This is a genomic window from Rhodococcus sp. Leaf278, from assembly GCF_001426085.1.
Taxonomy (GTDB): domain Bacteria; phylum Actinomycetota; class Actinomycetes; order Mycobacteriales; family Mycobacteriaceae; genus Rhodococcoides.
In genome coordinates, this window is record NZ_LMRR01000007.1 from 157,564 (window position 1) to 176,544 (window position 18,981).

The 18,981-nt window shown below is 66.0% G+C and carries 18 protein-coding genes and 1 riboswitch; of the genes, 8 read left to right on the forward strand and 10 right to left on the reverse strand.

Translation table 11 applies throughout. From position 1 onward, the window contains the following. Positions 1-10 precede the first annotated feature (10 nt). Together ASG84_RS09220 and dacB are read right to left on the reverse strand one after the other, a co-directional pair. Positions 11-1,093: a zinc-dependent metalloprotease gene (locus tag ASG84_RS09220; protein ID WP_156399439.1), complete on the reverse strand. Its 1,083-nt coding sequence runs from the start codon at positions 1,091-1,093 to the stop codon at positions 11-13. Next, a complete protein-coding gene (dacB, locus tag ASG84_RS09225) occupies positions 1,090-2,493 on the reverse strand; it encodes a D-alanyl-D-alanine carboxypeptidase/D-alanyl-D-alanine endopeptidase (RefSeq protein WP_057476714.1) in 1,404 nt (467 codons plus the stop codon). Before dacB ends, ASG84_RS09220 begins: the two co-directional genes overlap by 4 nt. A gap of 143 nt (positions 2,494-2,636) precedes the next feature. Between dacB and ASG84_RS09230 the strand changes: the two genes are divergently transcribed. Together ASG84_RS09230 and ASG84_RS09235 are read left to right on the forward strand one after the other, a co-directional pair. Then, positions 2,637-3,128, forward strand: a complete 492-nt coding sequence (locus tag ASG84_RS09230; RefSeq protein ID WP_032380124.1) for an inorganic diphosphatase — start codon at positions 2,637-2,639, stop codon at positions 3,126-3,128. Positions 3,129-3,191: 63 nt separating this feature from the next. Beyond that, entirely contained in the window at positions 3,192-3,650 is a 459-nt protein-coding gene (locus ASG84_RS09235; protein WP_057476715.1) for a PAS domain-containing protein, read from the forward strand. A gap of 37 nt (positions 3,651-3,687) precedes the next feature. Here ASG84_RS09235 and ASG84_RS09240 read toward each other — a convergent pair whose 3' ends face one another. From ASG84_RS09240 to ASG84_RS09250, 3 genes are read right to left on the reverse strand one after another with little or no spacing between them, the layout of a single operon-like run. Beyond that, positions 3,688-4,764, reverse strand: coding sequence for a GGDEF domain-containing protein (locus tag ASG84_RS09240; protein WP_057476781.1), 1,077 nt, complete (start codon positions 4,762-4,764; stop codon positions 3,688-3,690). A 58-nt stretch (positions 4,765-4,822) separates the two neighbouring features. Next, a complete protein-coding gene (locus ASG84_RS09245) occupies positions 4,823-5,287 on the reverse strand; it encodes a MarR family winged helix-turn-helix transcriptional regulator (protein ID WP_057476716.1) in 465 nt (154 codons plus the stop codon). A gap of 1 nt (position 5,288) precedes the next feature. Then, positions 5,289-6,116: a crotonase/enoyl-CoA hydratase family protein gene (locus tag ASG84_RS09250; RefSeq protein ID WP_057476717.1), complete on the reverse strand. Its 828-nt coding sequence runs from the start codon at positions 6,114-6,116 to the stop codon at positions 5,289-5,291. Between the two features lie 119 nt (positions 6,117-6,235). On the opposite strand from ASG84_RS09250, the gene ASG84_RS09255 reads away from it, so the two are divergent. After that, the gene (locus tag ASG84_RS09255) at positions 6,236-6,733 is read left to right on the forward strand and encodes a 2-oxo-4-hydroxy-4-carboxy-5-ureidoimidazoline decarboxylase (protein ID WP_057476718.1); all 498 of its coding nucleotides are present in this window, start codon (positions 6,236-6,238) and stop codon (positions 6,731-6,733) included. Between the two features lie 21 nt (positions 6,734-6,754). Here the strand turns inward: ASG84_RS09255 and ASG84_RS09260 are convergent, their stop codons facing one another. Next, positions 6,755-6,979, reverse strand: coding sequence for a DUF6480 family protein (locus ASG84_RS09260; protein ID WP_057476719.1), 225 nt, complete (start codon positions 6,977-6,979; stop codon positions 6,755-6,757). Between the two features lie 28 nt (positions 6,980-7,007). After that, positions 7,008-7,652, reverse strand: a complete 645-nt coding sequence (locus ASG84_RS09265) for a TetR/AcrR family transcriptional regulator (protein ID WP_082520887.1) — start codon at positions 7,650-7,652, stop codon at positions 7,008-7,010. 72 nt (positions 7,653-7,724) lie between these two features. Between ASG84_RS09265 and ASG84_RS09270 the strand changes: the two genes are divergently transcribed. From ASG84_RS09270 to ASG84_RS09280, 3 genes are read left to right on the forward strand one after another with little or no spacing between them, the layout of a single operon-like run. Further along, positions 7,725-8,729: a hypothetical protein gene (locus ASG84_RS09270; RefSeq protein ID WP_057476720.1), complete on the forward strand. Its 1,005-nt coding sequence runs from the start codon at positions 7,725-7,727 to the stop codon at positions 8,727-8,729. A 4-nt stretch (positions 8,730-8,733) separates the two neighbouring features. Next, positions 8,734-9,708, forward strand: coding sequence for an allantoicase (gene alc, locus ASG84_RS09275; protein WP_057476721.1), 975 nt, complete (start codon positions 8,734-8,736; stop codon positions 9,706-9,708). Between the two features lie 53 nt (positions 9,709-9,761). Continuing rightward, complete coding sequence (locus tag ASG84_RS09280; protein ID WP_057476722.1) at positions 9,762-10,235, forward strand: YbaK/EbsC family protein; 474 nt, start codon at positions 9,762-9,764, stop codon at positions 10,233-10,235. 18 nt (positions 10,236-10,253) lie between these two features. Here ASG84_RS09280 and ASG84_RS09285 read toward each other — a convergent pair whose 3' ends face one another. Together ASG84_RS09285 and ASG84_RS09290 are read right to left on the reverse strand one after the other, a co-directional pair. Further along, the gene (locus tag ASG84_RS09285; protein WP_057476723.1) at positions 10,254-10,757 is read right to left on the reverse strand and encodes a hypothetical protein; all 504 of its coding nucleotides are present in this window, start codon (positions 10,755-10,757) and stop codon (positions 10,254-10,256) included. Between the two features lie 155 nt (positions 10,758-10,912). Next, a complete protein-coding gene (locus ASG84_RS09290; protein WP_057476724.1) occupies positions 10,913-12,244 on the reverse strand; it encodes an aminotransferase class V-fold PLP-dependent enzyme in 1,332 nt (443 codons plus the stop codon). Between the two features lie 53 nt (positions 12,245-12,297). Continuing rightward, a riboswitch (SAM riboswitch) is annotated at positions 12,298-12,413 on the reverse strand. A gap of 195 nt (positions 12,414-12,608) precedes the next feature. Between ASG84_RS09290 and ASG84_RS09295 the strand changes: the two genes are divergently transcribed. Both ASG84_RS09295 and ASG84_RS09300 read left to right on the forward strand, forming a co-directional pair. Further along, entirely contained in the window at positions 12,609-16,538 is a 3,930-nt protein-coding gene (locus ASG84_RS09295; RefSeq protein WP_235581604.1) for a Pls/PosA family non-ribosomal peptide synthetase, read from the forward strand. A gap of 2 nt (positions 16,539-16,540) precedes the next feature. Continuing rightward, a complete protein-coding gene (locus tag ASG84_RS09300; RefSeq protein ID WP_156399440.1) occupies positions 16,541-17,878 on the forward strand; it encodes a M1 family metallopeptidase in 1,338 nt (445 codons plus the stop codon). Positions 17,879-17,965: 87 nt separating this feature from the next. Here the strand turns inward: ASG84_RS09300 and ASG84_RS09305 are convergent, their stop codons facing one another. Further along, the gene (locus ASG84_RS09305; RefSeq protein WP_057476726.1) at positions 17,966-18,586 is read right to left on the reverse strand and encodes a hypothetical protein; all 621 of its coding nucleotides are present in this window, start codon (positions 18,584-18,586) and stop codon (positions 17,966-17,968) included. Between the last annotated feature and the right edge of the window lie 395 nt (positions 18,587-18,981).

Consider the following 18,981-nt stretch of genomic DNA (forward strand, 5'->3'; position numbering starts at 1 on the left):
GGCAGACGCACTAGTCCAGAACTCGGGCGATCCACGCGTCCGGATCCTCGATCTCCGACAGCAGCGGCAGCGTGTCGGGGCCGGTCCACACGGTGTTGAAGCGCTCCATCCCCACCGCCGCGACGACGTGATCGACGAAGGCCTTGCCGCGCACGTACTGGGCCATCTTCGCGTCCATGCCGAGCAATGCCCGGACGACGCGTTGGAGCGGGCTGACCTTGCGTCGTCGCCGCTGATCGAATGCACCGCGAATCTGCGTCACGGTCGGTACGACGGCAGGCCCGACGGCGTCCATCACGTGGTCGGCGTGGCCCTCGAGCAGAGTGCCCAGCACCAGGAGGCGGTCGATGGCGTCGCGCTGCGGCTGAGGTTGGGTGGCGCGCAACAGACCGACGATGCCCGCGTCCTCCGACTTCGTCGTTCCGCTCGGATTCTTGCGGGCCTTCAACGCCCCGGTCAACCGATTGGCGACGTCCGAGAGTGGCTCGTCGGAACCGTCGGAGAGCACCCCCACGTTCTCGCGCATGTAGCCGCCGAGCCACGGTGCGGAGGAGAACTGCACACGGTGCGTCACCTCGTGCAGGCACACCCACAGGCGAAAGTCACTGGGAGACACGCGCAGCGCGCGTTCGACGGCAATCACGTTCGGCGCGACCAGCAGCAGCGTTCCGTTCTCCCCGGTGAACGGATCGTACTGTCCGAGAATGGCACTGGACAGAAACGCCAGCATCGCGCCCGCCTGCAGGCCTGCGGGCTTTCCGCCGAGGAGGCCCGACGGCGGCGTATCGTCGTCGTCTCCGGTGAGGTGCTTCATGGACGACGCGGCCGCCGCGATCCAGCCTGCTCGATCGACCACTTGGGCGTCGGGAACCGGAAGTCCGTCGGCCAGACCGGTGGTCTCACGGACCGGCCCCTCGGCTCGAATCGATGCGGCCGCAAGCTCTTCCACGGCCGCCTCGGCGGTGTAGCGCGAGGTGGCGGGACCCGGGCGGGCCAGCTTGGCCCCGGCTTTCGCGGCTACCGACCAATCGACCGCACCGGCGAACCCGGACGTGCTCTCGTTCTCGTCGGCGCTTGCTGCTGCTGACTTCACTGGCAACCACACAATCTCAAGGTCGATGCGACGGCATCGAGGGCGGGGCGACTGACCTCGGGTGGTCGGTCGTTCGACATCAGCGCGAACGTCAGAACCCGGCCGTCTACATCGACGACGTATCCGGCGAGAGCGCTTGCATTGGACAGGGTTCCGGTTTTGGCCCGCACCCACCCCGCTCCGGTTCGATCCCCCGAGGCATACCGATCCGACAGCGTTCCGGTGGCACCGGCGACGGGCAGGTAGTCGAGCATCGGACGCAACGTCGGCTGCTGCGCTCCCGCGGCCGAGGTCAGCACCTGATCGAGCAGTCGAGCCGGAATCTTGCCGTCCACCGACAGACCACTGGCATCCTCGAGAGCCAACCCGGCCATGTCGAAGCCGGCCGCGTAGAGCGTCTGCCCGATGGCTGCCACCGCGCCGGAAAAGCTTGCTGCCGTGTTCATGTCGATCGACAGTTCGCGTCCGACCGCCTCCGCGAGGACGTTGTCGGAGCGATAGATCATCTGCTGCAAGCGGTTTCGCAGTGGGGCGGACTGTACCGACGCGAGCTGGTCGGCACCCTCCGCGGCCGTACCCGTCGTCACCGCGGCCGGATCGACGCCCAGTCCTGCCGCCAGTGCGCGGCCCGCGTCCAGCGCCGGGGTGGTGCTTCGGGGCGACTCGTCGACCAGTGGATCGGACCGTCCGCCGTCGAGCATGATCGGTTCGATCGGCGTGATCGAACCAGCGGCGATGTCGGCGGGAAACCAGCCCTGCGCCATCGTGTCGCCGGAGTAGATCGAAGTGTCCACGCTGATGCTGCGCACCGTCGTTCCGCTGCGGCGGATCTGCTCCACCAGGTCGTCGATACGGGCCGCCCCCGGGTAGAACCCGACGGTGCCGACCGGCAGTGCGGTGAGCGTGGGGTCTCCGCCTGCGATCAGGACGATGTTGCCTTCGCCGTTGCCCTGGACGACGCGGGTGGCGACGCGGTGATCGGCAGGGAGCGCCAGCATCGCCGCGGCGGCGGTGAGCACCTTGGTCGTCGATGCCGGCGTCATCGGCGCATCGGGGTTCCGGGACCACAGCACCTGGCCCGTTTGTGCATCGGCGACGGTTCCGGTGAAGGTGCCGAGATCGGAATCGTCCACCACCCCGGCCAGCGCACCGGCCAGCCCGGCCGGGCTCGGCGAGGGTGCGGACTCCGGAAAGGGGGTGATCTGCGGGTTCGGGAGCACGGTGTCGGGCGGCGGCGCGATCGCGGTCTCGGCACCGTCGGACACCGAGGGGAGCACGAGCGCGGCAGTCGTCACGGCGAGGATGACCACGAACACTGCGCACAGCGTCAGGATCAACCGCTTCTTCCTGCGCCGCCGGCCCGCTGTGGGACCGAGGAACCGCCGTGTCAGCCCCGCCACCGTTCCTCCGTCATTGCCGTGGTCGTACCCATGATCGTCCAGTCAACAGTATCCTCGGGTCCGGTAGCCTTTGCGCCGCCACCATCGACACATTCGCAACCGCTCGGGCCGTTCCGGCTCGACGAAGACAGTGAGGACTGCACGTGCCGTTCGACGTCACCATCGAGATCCCCAAGGGGCAGCGCAACAAGTACGAGGTCGACCACGTCACCGGACGTGTGCGCCTCGACCGCTACCTCTACACCGCGATGGCGTACCCAGCCGATTACGGCTTCATCGAGAACACGCTCGGCGAGGACGGCGATCCGCTCGACGCACTGGTGCTGCTGCCGGAGTCGGTCTACCCGGGTGTCATCGTCGAGGCGCGCCCTGTCGCGATGTTCAAGATGGTCGACGAGGCCGGCGGTGACGACAAGGTGTTGTGCGTACCGGCAGGCGACACCCGCTGGGATCACATCCAGGATCTGAGTGACGTATCGACGTTCGAACTCGACGCGATCAAGCATTTCTTCGTCCATTACAAGGATCTCGAACCCAACAAGCACGTCACCGGGGCAGACTGGGTGGGGCGCGCAGAGGCCGAGGCCGAAATCGCTGCATCCTTCAAGCGCTTGACGGACAATCCGGGTCACTGATCGTTTCGGCACTACACACTTCGCTTCGGCCGCGCGCCGACGAAACACAGTTTGGGGAGACCTATGACCGACAGCAGTTCCAACGGTGCCCCCGGTGATCGGCGCAATCTCGACTCGCGGCCGATCTCGGATCCGACGCAGTTTCCCGATCTGCCGGTGACGGTCGTTCTCGACCGGATTCCGGTGCCGATCCTCGCTGTCGATCCCAGCGGTGCGATCGTGTTCGCGAACGAGGCCTTCGACGATCTGTTCGGCCTCGACCGCACCGAACGCGTGGACTTCCACCTGCACGACATCTTTCCGGACCGGGCACCGGAGGGGGTCAACGTCGCAGACATGTTCCTGACGACAGTGGCCACCCGCGCGGATTCGCTGTGGCGAATGACCGACAAGACCGGCGACGTCGTTCAGGTACGCGCCAGCAAGTCGATCCTGCGCCGCACCGAGGACACCATCGTTCTCGTCGCGCTCGAGGATTTCACGGACCAGTTGTGGAACGACCCCAAGAGCGCATTGCGCTGATCGTTCTCCCCGAACGAGTGACGGTGTGTGCCTGCGATCAATCGCCGGCATACACCGTCGTTCTGTTTCCACCCGCGTGCTTCGACTCGTACATCGCCGTATCGGCGTCGAGCAGCACGTTGTGCACCAGCTCGGCTGCACCGTAGGAGGACACTGCCGCCCGCCAGCGAGCGGCATCGAGCACGGCGACACCGACGCTGACCGTGACCGGCACGTCGTCGCCCGAATCGTGCACCGACTCACGGATACCGTCTGCGAGGTGGTCGGCCGAGTGCTCGCAGACCGGGACCGCGATCGTGAACTCCTCGCCCCCGGTGCGCGCGACGCAGGGCCGTCTACCGGTCGCGGTGGTGAGGCGCCGGGCCGTTCGGCGTAGGACCCGGTCCCCCATGGCGTGACCGTAGGTGTCGTTGACCCGCTTGAACTGATCGAGATCGACCACCATCAGCGCCACCGACTGCTCGTCGGTCAACCGGGCCATCATTCGGTCCAGCCGCAGTTCCAGGCCTCGCCTGTTGAGCAGACCCGTCAGGGAGTCGGTGTTGGCGAGGTCGAGTTGGCGCTGAATGACGGCTCGGAACGCCAGCACCGAGTTGACCACCAACACGGTCACCAGGGCCCGCGCGACGATCGACGCGGGATCGTCCGGCTGCTCGACGACGGCCAGCACAGCGAGCAGAAGAATCACGGTGTTGACGAATGCGGTGTGGAACTTGAGGACGTTGCGCCGCGAGAAGTAGGCGATATAGGTGCCGATGACCGAGAACAGGGCTGCGCCGTAGAGGGCCAGATCCCGGTCGTCGAAGGTCAGCAGCATCACGGACACGCCGACGTCGGCGTAGACCACGAACCACCCTGGCATGTGCGACGCGTCGACCGAGCGTAGCCACCACCAGGCTCCCACTGGGATCGTCGAGAGCAGCACCGCTGTACACGCTGCGACGGCGGCCGGGCCGACGGGTCCGTCGGAGGACAGCATCACGATCACACCGATCAAGCCGAACGACGGCACGAGAACTGCGATGCCTCGAGCAACGCGGCGTTCGAGTCGAACCGAACCCGATTCCGATCCCGTGCCGGAGGACTGGGGAGGTCTGTCGTGATCGGTTGGCACCACATTCCCTCCATCCGTTACGGCAGTGACATCCGACGCGTTCCCGGTCTTTCGCGGCTCAGACGTTACCCGCGCGCTGATCGGGCAGGTCCAGCCTGACGGTTTCGTAATCGGTCAAGAATCGATCCAACAGCCCGACCAGCGCCGATCTGTCGTCCCGGTCCCATTTCTCGATGACTCTGCCGAGTGACTCGGTTCGGCGTTCCTGAATCGCCGCGGCCACTTCCCGGCCCGACTGCGTCACCGCGAGGACGAAGGCCCGGCCGTCCCGCTCGTCGGGCAACCGCTCGACGTGGCCCAGTTCCACGAGCTGAGCCACCTGTCTGCTCACCGTCGACGGGTCCGAATTCACCATGGCGGCAAGCTCGCTGGACCTCATGGGTCCGTCACGCAAGAGCCGGAACAGGCAGACGTACGCGGCACCCTCGACGCCACCCGACGACGAGATCTGCGCGATGTTGCGCTCGCGTAGTCGCTGTAGTCGAACCAGCTGCGTACCCAACTCCTCGGCGAACTCGACCACGTCAGCTACCGGTGAACTGAGCCGGCCGCTTCTCGAACACCGAGGTGATCGCCTCGGTGAGGTCGTGCGAGGCGAGGAAAGCGGCATTCCAGGCGGCGACGTATCGCAGCGAGTCGTCGACACCGGAGGAGCGGGAGTGGTCCAGTACGGTCTTGATGCCCTGCACCACCAGCGGCGGATTGGCGGCAATGGCCGCGGCGCACTCACGGGCGGCGGCGAGGGTGGCATCGTGATCCTCGAACACCTCGTTGACCAGGCCGATCTTCTCGGCGCGGGCCGCGTCGATGTCCTTACCTGTCAACGCGAGCTCGCGGAGGTGGCCGTCGCCGATGATCGCGGGGAGCCGGGCCAGAGACCCCATGTCGGCGACGATCGCCACTCGTACTTCTCGCACGCTGAATTTCGCGTCGGCGCTGGCGTATCGCACGTCGGCAGCGGTGATGAGGTCGACGCCACCGCCGATGCACCAACCTTGGATCGCGGCGACGACCGGCTTGCGGCAATCCGCGACGGCGTTGATCGCCTTCTGCATCGTCTTGATGGTGTCGTGGAAGGACGTTCGCGGACCGGCCAACGCCTTGTCCGCCATGAGAGGACCGAACGTGCCTGCCATCGCGGCCAGATCCAGTCCGTAGGTGAAGTTCTTGCCGGAGCCTGCGAGCACCACTGCCCGAACCTCGGGGTCGGCGTCGAGCTGCGTGAACAGCTCGGTGCTCTCGGTCCAGAAGTCGGGGCCCATTGCGTTGCCCTTGCCGGGCCCGAGGAGTGTCACTTGCGCGATGTGGTCCGCGATCTCCACGGAGAAAGCTTTCCAGGTACGTTCCGTCATGGTTGCGAGCCTAGCGGGATCGCCGAAGATTGCCGCACCGCATGTTACGGCGCGTAACGTCTGCGCTAAGTCCCTGCTCAGCTCTGGTATGTGCAGCGCAGTCGGCCCACTATCTACACATGCTGATGCACCAGGGACTGGGACTCGAGACGTTCAACGACCTGCCGCGTCGCAAGGCAGTGCATGCGCTGTACGAGTGTTGCTGCTCGGTGGCGTGGGCGTCCAGGGTGGCCGACGGCCGCAGCTATCGCTCTCGCGCCGACCTGTTCTCCGCAGCCGACGCCGAACTGGCCGAGCTGTCGGACGGCGACATCGATGCACTGGCAGCGACGTTGCCGGAGCCCGGCAAGGTGTGTGCGGCCATGGATTCGGACACCCGCGGAGCGCTGGTCACGGCTGCTCGCGCCTACGACGAGCGATTCGGATTTCCGTACGTTGCCAGTGTGATGTTCGGACCCGAGGGGTTCGAGCCGCGCGAGATCTTGGTGGACCTGGGACACCGACTAGACAACGACGACCGGACCGAGCGCAAGATCATGCGTAACGAACTCGCGGAGATCAACCACATTCGACTGAACCGTCTTTTGGGCCCCGAGGGTGGTTGGCCTCGGTACTGAAAATTCGAAACTACCGAGCTTTCAGCCGAACAGGCCGACGACGCGACCGATCAATCCACCGGCGATCACAATGGCCAGCAATGCCACGATGCAGATGATCGCGATCGGCATGACCCGGCTGCGCTGCGGCGGTTCGTGATTCGGTCCACCGACTGCTGTCTCGGCTGGAGGAGTGTCGCCCGGCGTCACGCCACCGCCTGGTTCGAGGCCGGCAGTCTCATCGGGATCGGGATTCTGAGCAGTCATGTTCTCGTAGTACCCGGTCGCTCTTCCCTCAATCGAGATGTGCTCTAGCTATCGCTCCGGCGAACAGTTCGGATACCGCGTCGGCGATCACGCCCTCGTCGATGTCTTCCGGATCCACCGAGTGTTCGACGGCCAATCCGGAGATCAGGGCCGTCAGTGACGTCGCGACGCGTCGGGCATCGAACTTCTCGCCGACGCCCCACTGGTCCGCGCGTTCGGCAATCAGTCGTTCGAGCTCGCGCCGCAGCGCTCGACGGTCGGTGCGGTAGCGCTCGGCGACGGCCGGGTCGCGTCCGGCGAGGATGCCGAACTCGACGGTCAGCAGCGGCCAGCGGGGTTCGGCGACCACCCACGAGGCGATCTCGTTACCGCCCGCTCCTGCTGCCGCGCCGGAGTCCAGATCGGAAATGTGGGCCAGCACGCGGGCCGCGAGGTCGAGTGAGCGTTTGGCGAGCAACTCGGCGAACAGCGCTTGTTTGGACTCGAAGTTCGAGTACACGGCCCCCTTGGTGAAGCCGGCGCGATTCGCGATATCTGCCAGTTTGGCTGCAGCGTAACCTTTTTCGGTGAACTCATCGGCAGCGGCGGCGAGCAATCGGTCTTGTACGTCGGCTCGCTGCGGTCGTCGCTGCGACTGTGTCGGCCCCCACTTTTCTTGCTCCTCGGCAATCACGATACCTAGAGTATTGAATACCTCGGGTATCGACAAGGCTCGCGGGTCTCGACACGGTTCAGGAGTTCACTCATGCGCAAGATGTCACTGCTCGCCGCCGCAGTCCTGGTGCTGCAGCTCGGATTCATCCTCAGCTACGTCTCGGCGTTCCATCAGCCGACGCCACACGCAATCCCGATCGCGGTGGTGACCGAAAGCGGCCTCCCGGAAGGACTCGATCAGCAGACTGCCGATCGTCTCGACGCCATCGACGGCGCGCCGCTCGACGCACGCACCGCAGCCGATACCGCCGAGGTCCGCTCGCTGCTCCGCGACCGGGACATCATCGGGGCCTTCGTCGTCGGTGCGAACGGAACGGACACGCTCATCACCGCCGGCGCGGCAGGTAGTTCCGAGGCCACCGCCTTGCAATCGATCTTCAGCGAGGTGGAATCCGCACAGGGCCGTCAGTTCGTGGTTCGCGACGAGATCCCGGTCGGAGTGCACGACAACCGAGGGTTGACCGGTTTCTACCTCTCGGTCGGCTGGGTCGTCGGCGGCTATCTGCTGGCCGCTGCCTTCGGTTTACTGATCGGGGCACCGTCCTCGCGTCGCGAAACCTGCATTCAGGTCGGCATTCTCGCGGTGTACGCCCTCGCCTCCGGTGCGCTCGGAGCGTTCCTCACCACCCACGTTCTGGGAACCTTTGCCGGTCACTGGTTCCCACTCACCCTGCTGGGTACCGGCGTGGTCTTCGCCACCGGGCTGGTCACCATGGGTCTGCGCGCCCTGATCGGTGTGGCCGCGGTTCCCGCCGCGATCGTATTGTTCGTGATCCTCGGAAACCCCAGCGCAGGAGGAGCTTTCGGGGCCGAGGTGCTGCCATCGCTCTACGCGTCGATCGGGCGCTGGATCACCCCCGGCATCGGCACCGAGGGCGTGCGCAGCATCGTGTACTTCTCCGGCACGGGGCTGGGGCAGCCGGCACTCGGACTGGCGCTCTACATCCTGGTCGGGGTGGCACTCCTGAGCGCCGCGGCACTGCGGCGTCGGCGTGCACACAACCCGGTGAGCTCACGCGAGACCAGTAAAGTGTGATCCCATGACTGCCACCTTCCCCCTGCCACTGCCCGATCTCGCCGTCCGCACTCTCGGAGGCGCAGTCGTGTGGGCGAACGACGAGACGTTCGCGGAGAAGGAGAATCTCGTCAGCCCGGGCAAAGCCGACTATTCGACGGCGACGTTCGGGCACAAGGGACAGATCTACGACGGTTGGGAGACGCGGCGGCGACGCGAGGCCGGATACGACGAGGCCATCGTGCGTCTCGGGGCACCCGGCGTCGTCTCGGCGATCGTCGTCGACACCTCGTGGTTCACCGGCAACTATCCACCGGAGATTTCGATCGAGGCCGCCGAGGTCGAGGGGTTTCTGTCGCCGGACGAGCTACGCACGCAGACCGAGTGGACCACCATCGTCGCGCGTAGTCCGGTCAACGGTGACAGCGAGAACCGATTTCAGGTCACCTCCGACGCCCGCTGGACGCATGTGAAGCTGTCGATCTATCCCGATGGCGGAGTGGCTCGCCTGCGGGTCCTCGGACGCGGCAAGCCCGACCCCAAATTCCTCGCGGCCGGCCCGGTCGACCTGGCCGCCCTCGAGAACGGTGCCCACGTCTCGGCGTGTTCCAACATGTTCTACAGCTCCCCCAACAATCTGCTGTTCCCCGGTCCTCCGCGGTCGATGGGCGAGGGCTGGGAGACCTCGCGCCGACGCAACGACGCGAACGACTGGGTCCAGGTGCAGTTGGCGGGTGCCGGACTCATTCGGCTCGCAGAGCTCGACACCACGTGCTTCCTCGGCAACGCGCCGGGTGCCGCATCGTTGCGCGGCCGACTCGGGGACGGCGAGTGGATCGAGCTGTTGCCACGAACGACGTTGCAGCCCGACACCCGGCATCGCTTCGTACTCGACCACGACACTCCGGTTTCGGAGGTTCGACTCGACATCTTTCCCGACGGCGGCATGGCGCGATTGAGACTGTTCGGTGATCTCGCGGGAGTGGAGCCTGCGGAATGACCCAGTTAAGCAAGCTCTCTGCGTAAACGGCGTCGGGGCAATAGCATTGGCTCATGTCCCGGCTACTTCATCCGAATGCAGCCCATGTTGCCGACACTCTGATTTCCCGTGGTCATCACGGGGTGGTGGTGAACAGTCCGGAGGGCACCCACACCGCCGCCGATGCCGCTGCGGCACTCGGCGTCGAGGTGGGTGCGATCGTGAAGTCGATGGTGTTTCTACTCGACGACGAGCCGGTGTTGTTGCTCGTGTCCGGAGCCCACAACGTGCACCTCGAGCACACGGGTGAGCGCCTCGGTGGCAGGCTGGCGCGGGCCGATCTCGACACGGCAAAACACGCGACCGGGCAGCCGATTGGTGGTATCGCCCCGGTCGGTCACCCCACGAACCTGGATACGTTCGTGGATCAGGATCTGGCCGGGTTCGCCGAGGTGTGGGCCGCGGCCGGCCACATCAACACGATTTTTCGGTCCACGTACACCGAGTTGTTGCGGATCACCGCAGGCTTGGCGATCGACGTGACCTGACCCCGCCGACGTCGAACCTCAGGATGCGAGCGTGGGTGCGATGCTCGATGCGCCGAGGACCTCGTCGACCGTGTCGACGTCGAACCGAGTGCCGCGAGCGCCGAGCAGCGGCAGAACCCCGGAGCTCAGCAATGTCGACTGCCGATTCACGTCGTCGTGGACCTGCAGCGTCACCCCGTCGGCGACGTCGGCTGCGGTGACGTCGGAGATCAGACTGGCCAACCCCGACGGCGTGCCGACGTAGCGGATGGACGACGGGCTGATCGGCGCGTCCAGCCCGCCGAACTCACGGCGAGCCGTCCGCGCATCGGCCGCGATGTGTACCTCGAGGTCGAGGAACACCGCCGTGCTGTCGGCCGACTCGCCGCGCTCGACGGCTTCGGCGCGTAGCCGCGCGCGTTGCTGCTGCGCTTCCCGCAGGTCTGAGGCTTGGATCCGGACAATGTTCGCATCCGGACCCACGGTCAGTTCGGACCAGATCTCATCGAATTCGACGGCGATGCGAGTGTGGTTGTGCGACATGGGTGGTGGTCCTGATTCTAGAAGTCGGAGAACGCATTCGGTCGGAGCGGAGCCGAAATCGAACACGAGCCGGACGCAGTGCGGCACAGATCCACATATCTGTTGCACCAGTGGCGGTTGCCCAGCCACGCGACACTCACGGTCATGACGCCATGCTAACCGTCCGAGGGGGTGCACGGGGATCCAACCCCGGCGGCACCATCAGCAAGGTCGGGGAACGGTCTCGGGTCGGGTACGGGGTTCCACCAGCCGGCGTCCTCCGCGTAGTCCCAGTTCGGTCCCGACTCGACCAGGGCGGCGAGTGCATCGACGAGTCGGTCGACATCGGCCGAGGAACTGCCGAGACCGATGCTGGCTCGAACCGCGCCGTCCGCATGGCCCAGCCGGCGGAGCAGCGGGTGCGCGCAGAACTTTCCGTCCCGCACTCCGATGCCGTGCTCGGCGGAGAGGTACGCAGCCACCTCACCCGGGTCGCGTCCGGCCACCGTGAAGGTGACGATGCCGACGGTATCGGGCGCGTCGGCCCACACCTGCAGCAGTTCGACGCCGTCCAGATCAGCCAGGCCGCAACGCAGTCGGGACGACAATTCGTGCTCGTGTGCCTGCAGCTCGGCGTCGTCGAATCCTGCAATGGCCTCACAGGCTGCGGCCAGTGCGGCCACTCCGAGCACGTTGGGGGTGCCGGCCTCGTGGCGCTGAGGCGCTGGGGCCCACTCCGTGTGATCGATGCTCACGCTCCGAACCGCACCGCCACCGGCCAGGTGCGGCTCACCGGCGTCGAGCCAATCACGTGTGCCCACAAGCACTCCCGCCCCGAACGGGGCGTAGAGCTTGTGCCCGGAGAAGGCGAGGTAGTCCACGCCGAGTGCCGCGATGTCTATGCGGCGATGCGGAACGAGCTGAGCACCGTCCACTGCAATCCTGGCACCGTGGCGATGCGCCAGTGCGGCGAGTTCCGCAATGGGGAGGACCTCACCAGTGACGTTAGATGCCCCCGTGATCGCCAGCAGCGCAGCGGGTTTCGCGGCCAGTTCGGCGTCGAGACGCGCGATGGTCTCGGCCAGTGACGATGCGGCCACCACCACTCGGCGATCGCGCCACGGAAGCAGGTTCGCATGATGCTCGATATCGAGCACAACGGTGTCGCCCGGCACACACGCAGCCAGCAGGTTGAGCGAGTCGGTGGTGTTCCGCGTGAACACCGCCACCGAATCATTCTGCGCACCAACAAAATCGGCGACAGTTACCCGAGCCTTCTCGTAGGCGGCCGTCGAGACCCGCGAGGCGTAGCCGGCACCTCGATGCACGCTCGAGTAGAACGGCAGCAGTTCCGCGATCCGATCGGTCACTGCCGCCAGGGCCGGTGCGCTGGCCGCGTAGTCGAAGTTGGCGTAGGTGCACGTGCCACCCTGAACCAGGGGTACCTGCAGATCCGTGCCCGAAACAGGGGCAAAAGGAGCACAGGGGCGGGAAAGTACAGACGTCATGACAGATCAAGCCCTCACGTTCGAGGGACCCGCAACCGAAGAGTTCGTGAACGAGTCCGCGCTTGCCGCGCCGGTTTTCCGGCGTCAGCCTGGTCGTCACCCGGAGCACCCCACCGCGAAGGAGGGTTGCCGACCAGCAAGCCGGGGCTTGATGCTGGTACTCGTGACCGTGGGCAGAACCATTGCAAACCCGCTGCAGTTTTGTCAAGCCGGGACTCACACGTCTGCAGCAGTAGGATTTCCGCGGTAGGAGCGTGCGCTCGTTCACCTGCTGGCAAACAGAACGTGAGATAACCAACGGCGCTGCTGCTCGCCAGCACTACAGAGTCACTTGCCAACGAACGAGAAGGACGCCCGGTTGTCTGTGCATCAAGAGAACGATCTGCCGGGTTCGAGCGCGGACATCGCGCCTGCCCCGGCGGCGTTTCTTCGCTCGTCGCTCGCTCCTCCCGCCCGGACGCTCATCGACGTTCTCCGCGAGACCGCCCATCGCTTTCCCGACGCCCCGGCAATCGACGACGGCGCGGTGTCGGTCAGCTACTCGGAGCTGTTGGACGACATCGCCGAGGGCGCTCAATGGCTCGCCAATGCGGGCGTTCGGCGCGGCGATCGCGTCGGCATCCGTATGCCGTCGGGTTCTTTTTCGCTCTACGTGGCCATTCTGTCCATCCTTGCCGCCGGTGCCGCGTACGTTCCGGTCGACGCGGACGATCCCGAAGAGCGTGCCGAGCTGGTCTTCGGCGAGGCCAAGGTCACGGCCATCGTCACCGCGGGCGGTATCGCGGCCGGTACCGCCCCGAAACAGGACGTCCCCCAGGACACCGCCCGACCGCCTACCCCCGAGGACGATGCGTGGGTCATCTTCACCTCGGGTTCGACGGGTACGCCCAAGGGCGTTGCGGTCAGTCATCGCAACGCGGCGGCGTTCGTCGATGCCGAGGCGCGAATGTTTCTACAGAAGGATCCGTTGGGCCCAGGTGATCGCGTACTCGCCGGCCTGTCGGTGGCGTTCGACGCCTCGTGCGAAGAGATGTGGTTGGCGTGGCGGCACGGCGCGTGCCTGGTGCCCGCGCCGCGGTCGCTGGTGCGGTCCGGCTTCGATCTCGGCCCGTGGCTCGTCTCCCGCGACATCAGTGTCGTCTCGACGGTGCCGACCCTCGCGTCGCTGTGGCCCGCGGTCGCACTCGAGGCAGTGCGGCTGCTCATCTTCGGCGGCGAAGCATGCCCCCCGGAACTGGCCGAGCGACTCGCCGTCGAGGGCCGCGAGGTCTGGAACACCTACGGCCCCACCGAAGCAACGGTCGTCGCGTGCGCGGCCATCATGGACGGGAACGGTCCCGTCCGCATCGGATTGCCGTTGGACGGGTGGGACCTGGCGGTGGTCGACGCGTCGGGCGCTCCCGTGCAGGTGGGTGACATCGGTGAACTCGTCATCGGTGGCGTCGGTCTGGCGCGGTATCTCGATCCGGCCAAGGACGCCGAGAAGTACGCGCCGATGCCCTCGCTCGGTTGGGATCGGGCCTATCGAAGTGGCGACCTGGTCAAGCTCGAACTCGAGGGCCTGCTCTTCCAGGGCCGCGCCGACGATCAGGTCAAGCTCGGTGGTCGACGCATCGAACTGGGCGAGATAGACAATGCGCTGCAAGCACTTCCGGGCGTCAGCGGTGCCGCCGCAGCCGTGCGCAAGACCGGTGCGGGTAACTCGGTTCTCGTCGGCTACCTCGCCAGTACCGACCCCGATTTCGATCTCGAAGCCGCCCGAACGCTGTTGGCCGAGCAGCTGCCGTCGGCGCTGGTTCCACGGCTCGCGTTGGTCGAGGAGATGCCCACGCGCACCTCGGGCAAGGTCGACCGCAATGCGCTGCCGTGGCCATTGCCCGGCTCGGCGGGCGCGTCGGCACTCGGCGGCACGGCGGGGTGGGTGGCGCAGCTGTGGACCAACATCCTCGGCGCTCAAGTCAACGACGAGAACGCCGACTTCTTCGCCAACGGCGGCGGATCCTTGTCTGCCGCGCAGCTGGTGACAGCGTTGCGCGAGCGGTTCCCCGAGGTCACCGTCGCGCAGTTGTACGACCATCCCCGATTGGGTTCGCTCGCACAGTATCTCGACGACCTGAAGCCGGTGGTCGAGGCAATTCCGCGGGAGGTCGCCCCGACATCGCGCACCGCGCAGTGGGCGCAGATCCTGGCGACGGTTCCGTTGACCACCTTGACCGGGTTGCAGTGGGTCACGTGGCTCGGATTGCTGTTCAACGTGATGTCGTGGTTCGGCGACGTGTCGTGGGCTCCGACACTGTCGTGGTGGTGGATTCTGATTGCATTCCTCTTGTTCATCACGCCGGTCGGGCGAATGGCGATCTCGGTGATCGGATCTCGCATCCTGTTGGCCGGATTGAAACCCGGCGCGTACAAACGCGGTGGGAGCATGCACATAAGGCTTTGGGCGGCAACACGATTGACAGATGCCAGCGGTGCCTCCAATCTGTCGGGTGCGCCGTGGATGGTCTACTACGCACGCGCTCTCGGTTCGAAGATCGGCAAAGGCGTCGACCTGCACACGCTGCCGCCGGTCACCGGCATGCTCGAGCTGGGCGACGGCTGTTCCATCGAGCCCGAGGTGGATCTGTCCGGGCACTGGATCGACGGTGATCTCGTCTACATCGGCGGCATCGAGATCGGCGCCGGTGCCACCGTCGGTGCCCGCTCGACACTCCTGCCAGGAACGAAGGTCGGCAAGAACGCGGTCGTCACCGCCGGCTCCGCCGTCGTCGGACGGGTGAAGGCCGGGCAGATGTGGTCCGGTTCGCCGGCGCAGAAGGTCGGCAAGGCCGATCATCCGTGGCCCGCCGAAACACCGCCGCGCGCAACCCATTGGGTACTCGCGTACGGCGTCGCATCCCTCTTCCTGTCCGGCATGGCACTGTTCTCCATCGGCGTCAGCCTCGTGCTGATGGGGTGGTGGATCCACACCGCCGACTCCGTGCTCGACGCCTTCCAACGTGGCTTGGTGATGTTGCCCGTCGCGACGCTGGTGTCGCTGGCGGTGTTCGCACTGATCACCGTCGTCGCGGTGCGGTTGCTCAGCATCGGACTCGTCGGCGGATACCATCCCGTGCGCAGCCGCATCGGCTGGCAGGTCTGGGCCACCGAACGGTTGATGGACTCGGCGCGCACGTTCCTCTTTCCGCTCTACGCATCGCTGCTGACGCCGCACTGGCTCCGACTCCTCGGCGCGAAGATCGGCAAGGACGTCGAAGCGTCGACCGTACTGATGATCCCCAAGTTCACCACCGTCGCCGACGGTGCCTTCCTCGCCGACGACACGATGGTCGCCAGCTACGAACTCGGCGGCGGTTGGATGCACCTGGGCGACGCCAAAGTGGGCAAGCGAGCGTTCCTCGGAAACTCCGGCATGACCGGGCCCGGGCGAACCGTGCCGAAGAACGGCTTGGTCGCGGTGCTGTCCGCGACGCCGGACAAGGCGAAGTCGGGCTCGTCGTGGCTCGGTAGCCCACCGGTGCGACTGCGTCGGGCGGCCGGTAGCGCGGACTCGTCGCGCACGTTCGATCCTCCTCGGAAGTTGAAGATCGCTCGTGCCCTCGTCGAGACGTGCCGGTTGATTCCCGTCGTCGTGACGTTCGGGATCGGGCTCGGAGTGCTGTTCGGTCTCACCGCCATCGCCGAGTCCGTCGGGTACTGGTTGGCTGCGCTGCTCAGTGGCATCGTCCTACTCGTCGCCGGATTTGTGGCTGCCGCGGTGTCGGCGTTGGCGAAGTGGTTGTGGGTGGGCCGGATCGGTAAGACCGACCATCCACTGTGGAGCTCGTTCGTGTGGCGCAACGAGGTGGCCGACACGTTCGTCGAGACCGTCGCCGCGCCGTGGTTCGCGCGCGCGGCCGAGGGCACCGCGGTGCTCAACATGTGGCTGCGGTGGCTCGGTGCCGACATCGGCCGCGGTGTCTGGTGCGAGACGTACTGGTTGCCGGAGGCCGATCTGGTGACGTTGGCCGACGGTGCGACCGTCAACCGAGGGTGCGTTGTGCAGACGCACCTGTTCCATGATCGGATCATGTCCATGGACACGGTCGATCTCGGCGCAGGGGCAACCTTGGGACCGCACTGTGTCGCATTGCCCGCATCGGGTATAGGTGTTGGTGCGACGGTTGGCCCTGCCTCCCTGGTGATGCGCGGCGATACGGTTCCCGCGCATACTCGTTGGCAAGGCAATCCGATCGCGCCGTGGGCCAAGGGTGATCCCTTTCCGCGTATTCGCGACGACCGAAACGAGGGGTGATCGTGGCAGGCAGACTGGTGGCACCGGTGTTCGACGTCGATTCCAGTGACAACCCCATCGATACGTATCTTCCGCAGAACGGCAACCGCGGCTACCGCGTCTCACGCTACGAGCTCGACCTCGAGTACAAGGTGGAGAGCAACCGGCTGGCGGGCAAGGCCAAGATCACCGCCGTCACCACTGCGACGGTGTCGAAGTTCGCGTTCGATCTCGGCCCGGCGATGAACGTGTCGAAGGTATCGGTCAACGGGTCGCGTTCGGTGAAGTTCAGCCACCAGCGCGGCAAGCTGAAGATCACGCCGGCAAAGCCCATCGCGTCGGGCGCGGCGCTGGTCGTGACGGTGACGTACGGCGGAACTCCGAAGCCCATCAACGGTTCGTGGGGTGAGGTCGGTTGGGAGGAGCTCACCGAGGGCTCGCTCGTCGCCAGTCAGCCGAACGGTGCCGCGTCGTGGTTTCCGTGTGACGACCATCCGGTGTCCAAGGCCAGCTACGGCATCACCATCACCACCGATTCGCCGTACTACGCGGTGGCCAACGGAACGTTGGTACGCAAGCAGACTCGTGCCAGCCGCACCACCTGGGTGTACGAGCAGCCCGAGCCGATGGCCACCTATCTCGCGACCATCCAGATCGGTCCGTACGAGCATCGCATCGTGAGCCCGGGTCCGGTGCCGATGAAGGCGATCACTCCCCCGCGACTGCGCGCACAGTTCGACCACGATTTCGGCCGTCAACCGCAGATGATGGACACCTTCGTACGGCTCTACGGCCCTTACCCTTTCGCCTCGTACACCGTAGTGGTGACCGACGACGATCTGGAGATTCCGATCGAGGCGCAGGGGCTGTCGATCTTCGGGGCCAATCACTGTTCGGGTTCCCGGTACTACGAGCGTCTGGTGGCGCACGAGTTGGCGCACCAGTGGTTCGGCAATTCGCTGACCCTCGGCAAGTGGGCCGACATCTGGCTGCACGAGGGATTCGCCTGCTACTCGGAGTGGATCTGGGCCGAGAACTCCGGCGGCGCAACGGCTCACGACAAGGCGAAGCGGGCGCACACCATTCAGCGCGGGCTCGAGATGGATCTGCAGCTCACCGATCCGGGGCCGGAGCGCATCTTCGACGATCGCGTCTACAAGCGCGGCGCGCTGGCCCTGCACGCACTACGACGCACCATCGGCGACGAGCGCTTCTTCGGACTGATCCAGGAATGGACCTCCAAGTACCGCTACTCCACCGTGGCAACCGCTGACTTCACCGACCTCGCCTCCCGCTTCGGTTGCCCCCGAACCCTGTGGGACGCATGGCTGATCGACAAGCAGCTTCCATCGTTGCCGTAGTCCTCCGTCGCGAATCGGCTCCTCAGTTCCGAAAATCAGCCTGCAATCGGAGGCCTGAATCCAAGTCTGGGGAGCCGATTACCGTCGTCAGCGATAACCCAGCGAGACCGTCAACCCGGCGACGGCGCAGCCGTACAGTGCCACTGTCGCCAGTGCCTGCTTCCAGAAACCTTTCGGGAACGACGCCGCCCAGCGACCCTTGCCGTCCAGGTAGAGGTCACACGGAAAGTCACTGATGGCCATCGCAGACGACGGCTGCTTCGAGTGCGCGAGCACCACACCGGTGGTGAACGGCAGTCCCCGAACGAACAGGTGACCGTGCGCTTCCCCGGCCCGGTACCGCACCGCGGATTCGGTGACAATCCCTGTGTACCAACGTCGTTGGACGTTCCAGCCGGTGGCGTGCGCGAGGTGAAGATTGCCTGCGCCGCGCAGGGCGGTGTCCACGGTCTCGACGTCGGCGATCACTCCCCAGCGCAGCATGGACATCCAACGCACGCAGTTCCCCACGCGGATTCCCAGGGCAATGAGTAACACGACCGTGAACACGTAGGGGACAAGCGCGGGATACCTGGACCAGCAGGCGGCCGGAACGATCACACCGATCAAAAACCAGTACGCCTCCCGCCGGCTCCACACGGTTGCACCCGCGAGCGCCACCGTCGGCGGGACCCGATGCGGCGGGGCAGTGCGCGCGGACTGCAGCATGATGCCGCTGATCCTAGATCCGAACGGGTCGGCCCGCAGCGATCCGCCCGGTTCGGGCCGCCGACGTGCGTCACGGCGCTGGGGTGACCTCCGGAGGAAGGGGGCGCGCCGTGTCGGTCGACTCGCCTGGCTCGTATACGTCGAACGGGGCGTCGACGGTGACGGATCCTGCGCGCTCGAACTCGAAGGTGAATGGAATCGAGGTTCCCGGCGCGAGTTCTCCGTCGGCCAACTCGAGTGCCACGGTGAACGGACGGTCGGTTCCGTCGTCTCCAGCGTCCAGGTTCTCCACCGCCTGCCCGGCCGCGATGGACGTGCCCGGTTCGATGACGAGCTGGTCGGCGGTGGCGTCGATCGACACTGAAGTCGCTGCAGGAGAGGATATCTCGAGAAGT

Coding starts and splice junctions, on each gene's coding strand:
- ASG84_RS09235 (WP_057476715.1), top strand. CDS start 3,192: ATGACCGACAGCAGTTCCAACGGTGCCCCCGGTGATCGGCGCAATCTC.
- ASG84_RS09255 (WP_057476718.1), top strand. CDS start 6,236: ATGCTGATGCACCAGGGACTGGGACTCGAGACGTTCAACGACCTGCCG.
- ASG84_RS09270 (WP_057476720.1), top strand. CDS start 7,725: ATGCGCAAGATGTCACTGCTCGCCGCCGCAGTCCTGGTGCTGCAGCTC.
- alc (WP_057476721.1), top strand. CDS start 8,734: ATGACTGCCACCTTCCCCCTGCCACTGCCCGATCTCGCCGTCCGCACT.
- ASG84_RS09290 (WP_057476724.1), bottom strand. CDS start 12,244: ATGACGTCTGTACTTTCCCGCCCCTGTGCTCCTTTTGCCCCTGTTTCG.
- ASG84_RS09250 (WP_057476717.1), bottom strand. CDS start 6,116: ATGACGGAACGTACCTGGAAAGCTTTCTCCGTGGAGATCGCGGACCAC.
- ASG84_RS09305 (WP_057476726.1), bottom strand. CDS start 18,586: ATGCTGCAGTCCGCGCGCACTGCCCCGCCGCATCGGGTCCCGCCGACG.
- ASG84_RS09280 (WP_057476722.1), top strand. CDS start 9,762: ATGTCCCGGCTACTTCATCCGAATGCAGCCCATGTTGCCGACACTCTG.
- ASG84_RS09260 (WP_057476719.1), bottom strand. CDS start 6,979: ATGACTGCTCAGAATCCCGATCCCGATGAGACTGCCGGCCTCGAACCA.
- ASG84_RS09285 (WP_057476723.1), bottom strand. CDS start 10,757: ATGTCGCACAACCACACTCGCATCGCCGTCGAATTCGATGAGATCTGG.